Origin of the sequence: Bradyrhizobium sp. WBAH42 (assembly GCF_024585265.1) — a bacterium.
Taxonomy (GTDB): domain Bacteria; phylum Pseudomonadota; class Alphaproteobacteria; order Rhizobiales; family Xanthobacteraceae; genus Bradyrhizobium.
In genome coordinates this window covers 7,987,548-8,000,241 of record NZ_CP036533.1, presented here as the reverse complement: position 1 = coordinate 8,000,241, position 12,694 = coordinate 7,987,548, and the positions used below count along the sequence as shown (strand labels likewise).

9 protein-coding genes and 2 pseudogenes are annotated in these 12,694 nt (G+C 58.9%); 10 read left to right on the top strand and 1 reads right to left on the bottom strand.

The genetic code is table 11. The features are described 5' to 3' along the window. Positions 1-51: 51 nt before the first annotated feature. From DCG74_RS38910 to DCG74_RS37445, 8 genes are all read left to right on the top strand, one after another. The gene (locus DCG74_RS38910) at positions 52-1,455 is read left to right on the top strand and encodes a GGDEF domain-containing protein (protein ID WP_172788332.1); all 1,404 of its coding nucleotides are present in this window, start codon (positions 52-54) and stop codon (positions 1,453-1,455) included. A gap of 464 nt (positions 1,456-1,919) precedes the next feature. Then, positions 1,920-3,731, top strand: a complete 1,812-nt coding sequence (locus DCG74_RS37475; protein ID WP_246708967.1) for a bifunctional diguanylate cyclase/phosphodiesterase — start codon at positions 1,920-1,922, stop codon at positions 3,729-3,731. A gap of 1,138 nt (positions 3,732-4,869) precedes the next feature. After that, entirely contained in the window at positions 4,870-6,075 is a 1,206-nt protein-coding gene (locus DCG74_RS37470; protein ID WP_172788331.1) for an HlyD family secretion protein, read from the top strand. After that, positions 6,075-8,045 carry a glycosyltransferase gene (locus tag DCG74_RS37465; protein WP_172788330.1) on the top strand — a complete coding sequence of 657 codons (1,971 nt, stop codon included), beginning with the start codon at positions 6,075-6,077 and terminating at the stop codon, positions 8,043-8,045. Before DCG74_RS37470 ends, DCG74_RS37465 begins: the two co-directional genes overlap by 1 nt. Positions 8,046-8,124: 79 nt before the next feature. Next, complete coding sequence (locus tag DCG74_RS37460) at positions 8,125-9,168, top strand: cache domain-containing protein (RefSeq protein WP_175421837.1); 1,044 nt, start codon at positions 8,125-8,127, stop codon at positions 9,166-9,168. Positions 9,169-9,484: 316 nt separating this feature from the next. Then, the gene (locus DCG74_RS37455; RefSeq protein WP_257187509.1) at positions 9,485-9,865 is read left to right on the top strand and encodes a transposase; all 381 of its coding nucleotides are present in this window, start codon (positions 9,485-9,487) and stop codon (positions 9,863-9,865) included. 30 nt (positions 9,866-9,895) lie between these two features. Beyond that, positions 9,896-10,192, top strand: coding sequence for an IS66 family insertion sequence element accessory protein TnpB (gene tnpB, locus DCG74_RS37450; protein WP_210268478.1), 297 nt, complete (start codon positions 9,896-9,898; stop codon positions 10,190-10,192). A gap of 122 nt (positions 10,193-10,314) precedes the next feature. Then, a protein-coding gene (locus DCG74_RS37445) for an IS66 family transposase (RefSeq protein ID WP_246708966.1) occupies positions 10,315-11,837 on the top strand; the annotation gives its coding sequence in 2 pieces (ribosomal slippage) (positions 10,315-11,179 and positions 11,179-11,837; 1,524 coding nt in all). A 45-nt stretch (positions 11,838-11,882) separates the two neighbouring features. On the opposite strand, the pseudogene DCG74_RS37440 reads toward DCG74_RS37445, so the two are convergent. After that, positions 11,883-12,118 (bottom strand): annotated as a pseudogene (locus DCG74_RS37440) (IS630 family transposase); the annotation flags it as partial. Between DCG74_RS37440 and DCG74_RS37435 the strand changes: the two are divergent. Then, a pseudogene (locus DCG74_RS37435) lies at positions 12,116-12,397 on the top strand (integrase core domain-containing protein); the annotation flags it as partial. The pseudogenes DCG74_RS37440 and DCG74_RS37435 sit on opposite strands and share 3 nt — an antisense overlap. Positions 12,398-12,484: 87 nt before the next feature. Further along, positions 12,485-12,634 (top strand): hypothetical protein, encoded by a 150-nt coding sequence (locus tag DCG74_RS37430; protein ID WP_172788327.1) that lies wholly within the window; start codon positions 12,485-12,487, stop codon positions 12,632-12,634. Positions 12,635-12,694 lie beyond the last annotated feature (60 nt).

The window sequence follows — 12,694 nt, the reverse complement described above, 5'->3', positions numbered from 1 at the left end:
ACGAGTTCATCAAAGGACGCGTGGGATCATCATGGAATGACGGTATAGCATATGAGTACCAATCTTATGTTGCACGAGCCGCCCAGCGCGCTGCGGCTGATCACACAAGCGTATACGAGCCTTCTCATCATCGGCTTGGCCCTACTGCCCACTCAGTTGATCGCTTACCTCTATTTCCAGCAAGATCCCGCGCTGAAGTTTGAAGACCACCTGTTCCACGAATTCGCCATCGCCGTCGCCACCCTAGAGGGGCTATTCGTCACATATGTGACGTGGCGTTGTTATCGGTCTTCAGGCGAGCCTCTGTTGCGATGGTTGACCCTTGGTTTTCTGGCGTTCGTGCTGATCTATACGCTGCACGGCGCCTTCACCGGCATGGCACATCGCAACATTTGGCTGTTTCTGCTCTATGGGCCAGCGTCGCGTCTGGCGATGTCGATTCTGCTCTTCGTCGGGCTACTCAGCTACAACCTGCCGTCAGACGGACTTGAGAAGCGCTCGGACACGCGCGCATGGCTGACGTGGATTGGCCTGTTCCTTACGGTGGACTTAGCTGTCGCACTGATCGCCTATTCACCCAATGCTGGGCACCCGGTCGTCCGCCTGTCCATGGAGGGCGGCGCACTGCTATTCAGTGCGCTGAACGTCGCCGTCTTGCTGATGCGACGGATTCACTCGCCGCTCATGCTTGTTTTCGGCGTTTCTGTCGCGTGGTTTGCGCTATCGTCGCTCGCATTCATTTTGGCGACGCCGTGGAATCATATGTGGTGGCTGGCTCACGCGATCTTTGCTGGCGGTTTTTTTCTGCTCAGCTATGGCGTCGTCCGGGCGTTCCGAACAACGCAATCGTTCGCCACCATCTATAGCCAGGAAGAAATGACCGCCCGCCTTGCCAAATCGATGGCCGACACTCAAAAGGCGCTTCAGCAAGTACAATTGAGCAACCAACGGCTGGAGCGGCTCGCCGCAACCGATCCACTAACCGGTGCCGGGAATCGGCGCCACTTCATCGAGCATATCGGCGCGGAGATCGCAAGGGCCAGGCGAACCGGAGCTCCGTTGTCCCTGCTGTCGCTCGATCTCGACCATTTCAAGGATATAAACGACTCACGTGGTCACAGCGTCGGCGACGAGGTCCTGCGCGTATTCGTGCGAAAGTGTCTGGAGGCAATCCGGCCTTACGACTCTGTCGCGCGCGTGGGGGGGGAAGAATTCATGGTACTGCTTCCGGGGGCGACGCTCGAAGCGGCTAGAGCGGTCGCCGAGCGCCTTCGATCGGCCATCGAACGCACTGCATTCGATGTCGGGGCCGAACCATCGGTCGGCGTCACCATCAGTGTTGGAGTGTCGGAGTTCGGGCGCGATGGAGACACGCTCGACGGGTTCTTGAACGTCGCCGACCAGCGACTCTATCGCGCAAAATTTGAAGGCCGCAACCGTGTGGTTTTCGTCTAGGATAACGTTCATCGTTCACTCCGTCTCCCGTGCTCTGGGGCGGACGCCCGTCCGCTCTTCTCCGAGCCAAAGCCGCAACTCTACTAACAACTATCCGGTCATGGTCCATCCATTGCAACATTTGCAGGCCGGTTCTCACCGCAATAAGCTGCGGCCACTAGCAGCCGGGAGCTCTTATGTCGGTTCTTGCTACAACGGCGTCCGTGGCAGCCGTTCCATCGAGCGTTCAGCTGGCGGTCGCCTCACCCCGCCAAGACGGCCGCTCCTTGGTGCGCGCCGCGACCATCAATCCGCTCGCCAGGCACTTGGCAGAAGCTCCGGATCACGAGGCACGACTGGTAGGCACCTGGTCGCGCTGATTGCTATCGCACGTGAACTAGCGCCCTCCCTTGGCGATTCCAGGGTGATCAACGTCTTGAAGGGGCATATTCAGGATGTAGCTCGTTGCTTAGGCCGCACTAACGATGCGCGAACTTGCCGGTCGCTCGACCACCACTTTTCCGGGAAGCACCTTATCACGACCCGATGGCTCATTGCTGCTTGCGAAGCCGTTACTGAAGTTCCGCAATCGGCGCAACATCTGGTTTTCTCAACAATCATGCTGCGGGCAAGACCCTCACTGGGCCAGCGTGCGTTGCGACGGTTCGACTGAGATGAGAGTTTCAACTCCACGATTGCGCGTATTGTACTTCGATTGGCGCCGTTCTGCCACGAGGGATTTCATTGCTCTCTTCGGCGGCGTCGTTCTCGCTTCACTTTTAGCACATGTCTATGGGCTTGGCCCTCGTTTAGCGCAGCTGGGACGGCGCTATGTGAATCCGATACTCGACGACATTATATTCATCGTGTTCGTTGCATTCTTGCTGAGCATTGGGCTCACAATCTTTAGTGTTCGGCGCTATCGAGAACTTGCCCGCGGAACTGACGCACAAACCATCACAGAAGGAGAAGTCCGCGATTCGGCGCGGCACGATCCATTGACTGCCTTTCCAAACCGCCGCCTGTTTGATGACACACTTGATGTGTGCGTTGGCCTCGCCACCGACACGCATCAAGTCGCTATTCTGATGCTCGGCCTCGACGGCTTGAAGCGAATCAAGGAAACGCACGGCCATGCAGCGGTAGACAAGGCACTCTGCGAGTGTGCCACAAGGCTTGCGGACATCTTGCCCAAGGACGGTCTCCTGGCGAGGATCGAAGGCGACGAATTCGGGATCGTCCTGCCCAACATTAGCTCCCTCGAGGAGCTCGCCAATCTGGCGCGCCGTGTCGTGGTGTCTGCCGCCGACAGTTTGGTGATTGAGACTGGCGCAGCCGAGCTTAGTCTTGGAATTGGCATCGCCATCGCTCCGCTTGATGGCGTCACTCCCCACGAGTTGGTCAGGCGCGCAGAACGCGCGCTTTATCGCGCGCAAGGCGACGGCGGGTCGCGTGTTCGCTTTTTTGAACCGGACATGGACATGCATGTCGAGCGGCGCATCAATATTGAGCGTGAGCTTCGGAGCGCTATCGCAACGAATATTATCGAGCCCCATTACCAGCCGGTGGTTTCACTCGCAAGTAATCGCATCGTGGGGTTCGAGGCGTTGGCGCGTTGGGAGAACAAGACAACTGGGCATATCCCGCCTGACGTGTTTATTCCAATTGCAGAAGAAACCGGCCTCATCAACGCTCTTGGAGATCAGCTTTTTCGACGCGCGTGTCTTGATGCCACTGCGTGGCCAAAGACCGTTTCGCTTGCCTTCAACATTTCGCCTGTCCAATTGCGGGATTCCGCGCTTGGAGAGCGCATTAGATCGGTCCTTGAGCAAACCGGCTTTAGTCCGCGCCGCCTGGAGATCGAAATTACAGAGAGCGCGTTTGTGGAAAGAAGCGGGGCTGCGAAGAGCGTGATTGACGCACTTCGTCTAGCCGGCGTCCGCATCGCGCTCGATGATTTCGGAACAGGTTATGCTACACTTAGCCAGCTGCTTTCGTTTCGTCTTGACAAGATCAAGATCGATCGCAGCTTCGTGTCGCATCTCCACGACAGCACTGACTGCCGGGTGATCGTTCGTGCTATAATCGGCCTCGCTGAAGGGCTTGGTTTGATGACCACGGCCGAGGGAGTCGAATGCGAACGCCAGCTCGCCTATCTGGTGTCCAATGGTTGCACAGAAGGACAAGGCTACCTGTTCAGCGGTCCGGTTCCAGCCACCAGTATTCCCGCGCTGCTCAATCGCGAAGCCAGCCGCGGGTCGGTTACTGAAGACGGAGCAAGAAACCCACGTGCGTGAGTCGACGCGCTGAATTCACGCCTGCTCGAGAGGCGCTTGATTAGAATAATGCGGCTAGATTTGCTGCGATACCTTCGACGCATCACCTGCATTGTTGCTCAGGGCAGGCCCATTCACTTGGCCAGGACGCAGACTCTTAAGAGATCACCATGGATCGATGACGCGATTACGGGCGGCGGCCTGCCGTGCATCACCGTTTGACACTCCAACGTCAACGCACAGGGCTCGCGCTGATCTTCGACTACTCCTCTTGGCTGGAGCGGCGTGCAGATACGCGATGAGCTGAATCAACGGCGATCAGACATCCGAACTCTGGATATCGTCTCGAAGATCCGCCATTTGAATCCCCTGATGCCCCTCCGACTGAAGCGCCGGAGCTCACCGTTCTGGTCTCCTAGTCTAGCGGCTCCTGATTGCTCCGGGGAGCGCCGGACGCACACGATCCAACTCAGGCATCCGCTGGTTCCCTTCAGGTGGGAGCCCTCCTGATCAGGCCGTTTATGGTCAGCCAAACCTCCCAGGCATTGCTCAGCACCAAACGACCCGATTTGCGACCTAACGTTAGAACATGAACTAGACTGTCCGATTTCTGACATGCAGTCGGTCTGGTAAACTTCCTTGAAGCAATATTCCTTGTTGATCAAGCTTGTCGCAGTTGGCACAGGGTTTGAACAGAGAGGTGTATCCACCGCAGCCGCCCACGAAGCGGCAGCTACACTAACGCTTCTTCGGCTGTGGCCCTTTGGTGCAATGACACGAGCTGCCACATGGAGTCGGTCTCAATAGCACGTCACATAAACTGCCCTCAATGTGGCTCTGGATTTGTTCACCTCGAGTGGCATGAACGCATGGGTGCGCGGGAGGTCCAAGATCTCTGGCGCTGCTGGAACTGCAGGAAAGAGTTCATGACTGTTTTCACTTCCGACGATATGGATCCTCTTGCCGCTGAGATCACGAAGCTATTCTTTACCAGCCTGTTAGTCTGATCATGACGCCTGAGCCGCTAACGCTCGCATCCGAGCGGCATTGGACCTGGCAATCCAAAGCCGCGGGGGCCCCTTAGGCGAAAACGATTGGTACCGTAGGCTGCTCAGTAACACGCCGCGCACCTACCGTTATAAACAGTTGGAATGTCCTTATGAGGCTCGTACGTGCAATCGTCGGCTTGGCCCTGTTGGCAGTGGGATTGTACATTATTATCGGTGAGCACTTCGCTGGAACATCGGCGGATGCTACACTCAATGCGCGGCTCTACATCGTTCGCGCCCCGATCGAAGGAAAGGTAACGCTTGCCGTGAAGAGCATCGGCGCGCGCATTAGTCCCGGCGCGCTGATAGCAGAACTCACCGACCAACGCTTCGATAACGCGAGGCTTCTTGAGCTTGATCGCGATCGCACAAACCAGCAGATCGAGCTCAACCGTCTCGTTGGCCAGCGAGAGGCCTTGTCCGCATCCAGGTCGCGCTTCGATGTTCAATCAACTGATTACCAGCGCGGAAGGGTTCGGCAGATTGAGGCTCGAATTGCCGAAACGAAAGCAGCTCAAGACGCTGCGGCCACACGCCTTCGTCAAGCGGACGCAGAATTTAGGCGAGCAAACGAACTAAGCACGCGTGGTGTACAGACGGCGGCGAATTTGGATCGGGCTCGCGCCACTTACGACGTGGCGCAGCAAGAACTGGAGAGTGCGCAGCAGCGAGTGAAATACTTAGAGACGGAACTTACGTCCGCTCGCGACGGCATCTTCATCGGGGAGTCCTATAACGACGCTCCTTCCTCGGCTCAACGCATCCGAGAGCTCGAGCAACGGCTGGCCGAGCTGAATGTCGACAAGGAGCAGGTGAAAGCACGTATTGTACAGCTCGACCGGCAAATCGGTGCCGAGCGTCTTCGTGTCAACAACTTGAGCTTCGCTGGCCTTAATGCCAGCGTGATTGGTCTAGTCTGGGACATACTAATAGACGATGGCCAATACGCGCGGCGCGGCCAGGATCTCGTCAAGATCGTAGACTGCAGTACACTGATCGTCACCGCCGGCGTCAGCGAATCTCTCTACGACGGTCTCTCGGTGGGAACGGCCGTGCAATTTCGGTTGTTTCGAGATGATCGTATTTTCAATGGAACCATAACTCGCCTTGGCGGATCCGGTGCGGCCTTACTTTACACCAATCTTGCTGTGGGCCCAAGCGCTCAACATCTGCAGCGCTTTGACGTCACAGTGACAGTTCCAGATCTTGCAGGAGAGGCAGATCTCGATTGCGCGATTGGACGCACTGGACGCGTCATCTTCACAGCTGGCCCAATCGCACAGTTCCGCCGCTTTATAACGCGGTACGGGCTCTGATGCTCCAGCTGTCGCCGCTCGTTGCTGCCTTCGCAGGCGCCGCCTTCATAATTGGGCTTCGCCTTACTGTCTTTCCATTTCTCAATCCGATGAAGTGCTATTGGCGCGCTCTTCTCCTCGGGGCTGCTGCCGTACTTTCTTGGCGTTATATGGCTTGGCGCTTCACCGAAACGCTGGCACCGCTCGACTGGACTGCGGACGCGCTGTTCAGTTGGGGATTCGCCACCCTCGAGGCAGTGACGATGCTTTCCTCTACCATCGCGTTTTTCATACTGTCCCGAGTGAACGACCGGTCGGCAGAAGCAGACCAGTACTCCGAATGGTGGCTGCCTGGAGAAGCGCCGCGTGTGGACGTTTTTATCACGACTTACAACGAGCCGTCGGAAGTGCTCGAGCGCACGATCATTGGCGCGACGCAAATCCGCTATTCACAGCTTCGGATTTTTATCCTCGACGACGGCGCCAGGAATTGGGTACGGCAACTTTGCGAGCTGCACGAAATCGGATATCTCGCACGTTCGGACAAGGAGCATGCTAAAGCGGGGAACATTAACCATGCACTTCGCGCGCGCGCCCGCGATCCAGCCCCCCCGATCTTTGTCGCTGTACTTGACGCAGATTTCGTTCCCCATGCGGACTTCATCGAGCGGACGCTAGCGTTATTTCACGAGCCAAGCGTCGCGCTCGTGCAAACCCCGCAGCACTTCTTCAATCCTGATCCGATCCAACATAACCTTGGAATAAGCACCGCATATCCGGATGAACAACGTCATTTCTTTGACAACGTCGAGCCAGCGCGGGACGCTTGGGGGATTGCCATCTGCTGTGGGACATCATCCGTAATGCGGGTCCAGGCCGTCGAGCAGATTGGCTGGATTCCAACACAAAGCGTAACCGAGGACTTCCTGCTCACCCTTAAGCTTGCGGAAAACGGCTGGCAAACTGTATACCTAAACGAGCCGTTGACTGAAGGTTTGGCTCCCGAAGGACTGAAAGAGTATATTACTCAGCGTGGACGGTGGTGCCTGGGCTTGATGCAAATCGTCCGCAACTCATACAGCCCCTTTGCCATGCGCGGCCTTGGTCTGATGCATCGAATCGGGATCCTGGATTCATTGCTCTACTGGGTCAGCACCTTTCCCTTCAGGCTTGCCAGCCTGATTTGCCCGCTGTTGTACTGGTGGTTCGGCATCACCATCGTGAACGCGTCGCTGGTGGAAATTATCAGCTATTATGTACCTTATTACCTAATGGTTCTTGTGTCCCTGAACTGGCTTTCAAAAGGGTTGTTTGTCCCGCTTCTCAACGATACGGCTCAACTGATCGCGGCCTGGCCCATCAGCCAGGCAGCTGCTCTCGGGCTTCTGACCAGCGGATCGCATAAATTCTCGGTGACGGCCAAAGGCGGCGACCGCACCAAGGTCATAGTTCAATGGGCGTTGATGCGCCCGTTTGTACTCCTGCTCGCTCTGACGATCGGCGGCTTGATCGTGCCGTTGAACTCCGATTTTGTCTTCGATACGTCCGCAACAGCGGGGGACGGCACGACTGTCGTGATGTTCTGGACAGTTTACAACATTCTGGTGCTTTTCGTGGCAGTCGTGGTGTGCATTGAGCGACCGCGATACGATCGACCTCAGCGCCAGATTCCAGAACCCATCACGTTGGTGATCCAAGGTGAGAAGCATCGCGGATGGCTTCTCAATCTGGGCCGAGGGGGCGCGCGAATCAGCGGTCCATCCGGACTTTCCGCCGGAGCAGCAGGGCAGCTCGACCTGCCCGGGATTAGCGGCGTAGACGCGCATGTTGCTGCGACTACCCGTGACGGCTATCGAATCAAGTTCTCTCCAACTCCCGAGCAAAGGGCGAAAATTATCAAGAAGCTTCACACTGAATCCGCCATGCCAGGGACCGATCGAGGGAACATCTTGCAAATGATTTGCGAGTTGGGGCGAGCTCTAACGAGTTGAGGAGCGCGAGATGCCGAGAAGACCGAGCCTACTCTCCTTGGTGTTCTGTGGAGGCGCCTTGCTCATATTGGTGCCGGCCATGGTGACCGCGATGATCTACACGGCCCTGCTTCAGCAAGGGGGAGAGCAGCTGCTGTTCGACGCGTTAAGAATTCGCGGGGAAATGAGTTCCGCGCTGTTGGCCCGCCGGCTCTATGGAGTTTGGATGGATGTAGCTCGGTCCGCTGAGCTCATTGACCTAACTGATCTTAAGAATGCGCGAGAACACATCGACTTCTTGAGCCGCCTTGATCGACGCTACACTTGGCTTGGCGTCGCGGATCTCGAAGGGACCATTCTCGCGGCTAAAGACGGCATGCTCGAAGGAGTAAGCGTTGCACAGCGACCTTGGTTTAGGCGGGGCCTTGTCTCGCCGGCGGCTATCGATGTGCATGCCGCTCAACTACTGGCCACCCAGTTGCCGGCACCTCGTGAGCCCTATCGCTTTATCGACCTGGCAGCGCCGTTGCGCCACGCCGGCTCCGTTGCTGGGGTCATCGGCGCTCACCTTGACTGGAAATGGGTCGCAGAAAGCATGGACTCGTTACAAGTACCCGGCATCGATGTGCTGCTGCTTTCGGGGGATCGAACCGTCCTGTTTGGTCCGCCGGATCTTATCAACAAGCCGCTCAACATCGGCTCCGCACTTGCGGCTAGTCGCGTCACGACTGCGTCTCTGCGCGAACGTTGGCCTGACGGCAGGGACTACTTCACGGTGATCGTTCCGACGGTCGGCTTCGCGAACCTTCCAAGCTTCGGTTGGTCTCTTCTGGTTCGGCAGAGTGCCGACGAGGCGCTTGCGTCCACCCGTAATCTCATCCGATCATTCTGGAGTAGTTTCGGTGCTTGTGCCATTGCCACACTAGCACTGCTCTTTTGTGCGGCGCAGTGGCTGAGGGCGCCCCTTCGCCGGCTCTCGAATACAGCCGAGGCCCTCTTGCACGATCCATCCGCGCACCCGCCATATTCCGAGACACGCTTCAATGAAGCGGCGAGGCTCAGTGACGCGCTAGCTCGCATCCAGTCGAAGCTGATGGGGCTTTCTGTTAGCAATTCGATCCAAGGATCCGGTGGGGACAACTAGCTAGTGTCCTGAACCAGAAGTTCGCAACATTGCTCCATTTTGTGCCGGGGCATTGTATCGCCAGAAGCGCTCGATGGAACCAAGGCTCCCGTCAGCGGACTTGGTCCATCGGAATGGTTTCTTATCGGCATTGTGTCGTGCAACGAACGAGGTGATGTCCGCCTAAGGGCAGCGAGACTGCGCGCCTGATCTTCTTATCGGTAAGAAGCGCGAAGAAGCGCTCGACCTGATGTATCCGTCCGGCGAAGGCCGCCTTGCCGAATGAGGCGTGTTGTTGAGTACTGTCCTTATGGACAGTGATAGGCGCAGTGCCCAAGTGGAACGGCTTGCGGTGGTGGACACGGGCCGGCGGCGGCGCTGGTCCGAGGACGAGAAGCTCAAGATAGTCCTGGAGAGCTTACAGGCGCCGCGCCAAGTTGCGGCAACAGCTCGGCGCTATGGCGTTTCGCGCTCATTGCTGCTGCGGTGGCGACGCTCGTTTCGGCCCGAGCCGAAGGCTGCCGCCCAACGTGGGTTCGTACCGGCGATGGTGGTCGCCGAATCAGGGCCGACGCCTTGTCCAGTCGCGGTGGCCAGCAGCGGCGGGTCGATCGAGATCGAGTTTGCTGCCTGGGCTCGGATGCGGATCACGGGTACGGTCGACGCGGCGACGCTGAAGGCCGCCGTGGCGGCGCTGGCAGATGGACGCCTACGGTGATCCCGATTGCGTCGGGCGTACGGGTGTGGATTGCGACCGGCCACACCGAACTCGCTGGCTTTGCTGGTGCAGGAAGCGTTCACGCGAGACCCGCACGGCGGCGACCTCTATGTGTTCCGTGGCAAAAGCGGCAAGCTGATCAAGATCCTTTGGCACGACGGACTGGGCATGTGGCTTTATGCCAAGCGGCTGGAGCGCGGCCGCTTCCTGTGGCCGTCGTCGGCTGATGGCGTGGTGACAATCACCCCAGCCCAGCTTGGCTACCTACTGGAGGGCGTCCACTGGCGGATGCCGCAACATACCTGGCGACCGCAGGCGGCTGGCTGATCGCTGGGATTTGAATCGGTGGCAGGATCAGCGGTTCGGACAGAGATCGCGTCTTGTGATTCTCTGATCGACGATGGGCCGCCGATGATTCTTTTCCCGACGATGTGACTACGCTACAGGCGATGCTGCGCGCCGAGCGCGCGGCCCGCTTGGCCGCAGAAGCCGAGGCCCAAGCGGGGACCTTGCTGATCGAGAAGCTCAAACTCACGATCAAGAAGCTCCGGCACGAGCAGTTCGGACAGTCCTCCGAGCGAGGCGCATTGCTGGACCAGCTCAAGCTACAGCTCGCCGATCTGGAGGAGAACGCGGCGCAAGCTGAGACTGCCGCGCAGATGGCAGCCGAGAAGATTGCGGTGCCATCGTTCGAGCGCCGCAAGCCAGCCCGCCGGCCGCTGCCGGAGCATTTGCCGCGGGAGCGTATTGTCTATCCAGTGCCTGCCACCTGCCCATGCTGCGGCGACACCCGATTGCGCAAGATTGGCGAGGACGTGACCGAGACCCTGGAGCTCTTTCCGCGCCAGTGGAAGGTGATCCAGCACGTGCGCGAGAAGCTCGTCTGCCGGGCCTGCGAAGCGATCATCCAGCCGCCGGCGCCCTCGCATCCAATCGCGCGCGGGCGTGCCGGGCCCAAGCTGCTGGCCCATGTCCTGTTCGCCAAGTACGGCCTGCACCTGCCGCTTCATCGTCAGAGCGACGTCTACCAGCGTGAAGGCATCGATCTCGACGTATCGACGCTCGCGGACTGGGTAGGTGCCTCCACGGCAACCCTGATGCCGCTGGTCGATGCGATCCGGAGCCACGTCTTCGCAGCCGAGCGCATCCACGCAGATGACACCACGGTGCCGGTTCTGGCCAAGGGCAAGACCCGGACCGGCCGGCTCTGGACCTACGTGCGCGACGACCGTCCGTTTGCCGGCCCAGATCCGCCGGCGGCCGTGTTCTTCCACTCGCCCGATCGTGGCGGTGCGCATCCGGAGCAGCATCTGGCGGCTATGCCGGACTGATGCAGGCTGACGCCTACGCCGGCTTTGGCAGGCCCTGCGAGGCCAATCGCAAGGGCGGCCCGATCATCGAGGCCGCGTGCTGGGCGCACGGCAGACGCAAGTTCTTTGATCTGGCACGGCTCAGCAAGGCGCCGATCGCGGTCGAGGCGGTCAAGCGCATCGATGTCCTGTTCGCCATCGAACGTGAGATCAACGGCCTTGCTCCGCAGGAGCGCCTGCGTATGCGCCAGGAGCGTAGCCGCCACCTGATCGTCGAGCTGGAGGCGTGGTTGCGCGAGCAGCGCGCCAAGCTCTCCAGGAACAACGACACGACCAACGCGATCAATTACTGCCTCAGCCGCTGGGATGCATTTAGCCGCTTCCTTGATGACGGACGGCTTTGCATGTCGAACAATGCTGCCGAGCGTGAGCTACGGGCGGTTGCCGTGGGGCGAAAAAATTGGACCTTCGCCGGGTCAGACGAGGGAGGCCGGCGTGCGGCTGCCATCTACAGCCTCGTCGCCACCGCCAAGCTCAATGGCATCGACCCACAGGCTTGGCTTGCCGACGTGCTGGCGCGCCTACCGGATCACCCTGCCAAGCGCATTGACGAACTGCTGCCTTGGAATTGGCAGCCTCAAAGCGTCGCTCACGCCGCTTAAGCTCGATCGGCCTTCCGCACGGCCCCAGCGGGGCCTTCGCCGGATGCGTACGACCTGATTGAGCCATGACGAACTGGTCGGGGTTTTTGGCCAGCCATTTCCGGATCAGCGGCGTCTTGTGCGTTGCATGGTTATCCATGACGAGATGGACGTCGAGGTGGCGCGGCACAGCGGCCTCGATCTCGTCCAAGAACTTGCGGCACTCGGCGGCACGGTGCCGTCCGTTTGTAGTCATGGCTTCTTCGAGCCGGCTGACCGGGACGCATCGGCAGCATCGGCTGACTGGCGCGGCGTTCACTGGCGTGCTCGCCAGTCACGGCATCGCCATCAGCTTGGACGGCCGGGGCGCCTGGCGCGACAACGTGTTCGTCGAGCGGCTGTGGCGCAGCGTCAAATATGAGGAGGTCTATCTGCGGGCCTACGACACCGTGTCCGACGCCCGCGCCTCGATCGGCCGATACCTCGACTTTTACAATGGCCGGCGTCCTCACTCGAGCCTTGACGGCGGCACCCCGGATCAAGCTTACTTCAACCCGCTGCCGTTCCGCGCGGCAGCTTAATTTTGGCGGAAGCTCCACTAATCGACGCGGAATTGCTGTTCAGACAACCGGGACCACCTCAACTGGCTGCGAGATGTAGCCAACGAAATGGAGATCGAGGACGGAGCCATCTGGGTCTTTGGCGTTGGCGAAGACGGCGTCTTGGCGTTCACTGACTTCGGCATCGAACGCCTCATCGAGCTCACCCAAGTCTATAAAGAGAATCCCGAGTTGCTCAAACGCTGGTCGACCGAATAATCTGCTCAAGCCCGCGGCGCCGGATGCTTACGATAATCAGCCTTAACACGATTGCTCTAC

What these genes read in the sequence shown, in the direction of transcription:
- DCG74_RS38910 (WP_172788332.1), top strand. Translation starts at nt 52, where the DNA reads ATGAGTACCAATCTTATGTTGCACGAGCCGCCCAGCGCGCTGCGGCTG.
- DCG74_RS37475 (WP_246708967.1), top strand. Translation starts at nt 1,920, where the DNA reads ATGCGCGAACTTGCCGGTCGCTCGACCACCACTTTTCCGGGAAGCACC.
- DCG74_RS37470 (WP_172788331.1), top strand. Translation starts at nt 4,870, where the DNA reads ATGAGGCTCGTACGTGCAATCGTCGGCTTGGCCCTGTTGGCAGTGGGA.
- DCG74_RS37465 (WP_172788330.1), top strand. Translation starts at nt 6,075, where the DNA reads ATGCTCCAGCTGTCGCCGCTCGTTGCTGCCTTCGCAGGCGCCGCCTTC.
- DCG74_RS37460 (WP_175421837.1), top strand. Translation starts at nt 8,125, where the DNA reads ATGGTGACCGCGATGATCTACACGGCCCTGCTTCAGCAAGGGGGAGAG.
- DCG74_RS37430 (WP_172788327.1), top strand. Translation starts at nt 12,485, where the DNA reads ATGGAGATCGAGGACGGAGCCATCTGGGTCTTTGGCGTTGGCGAAGAC.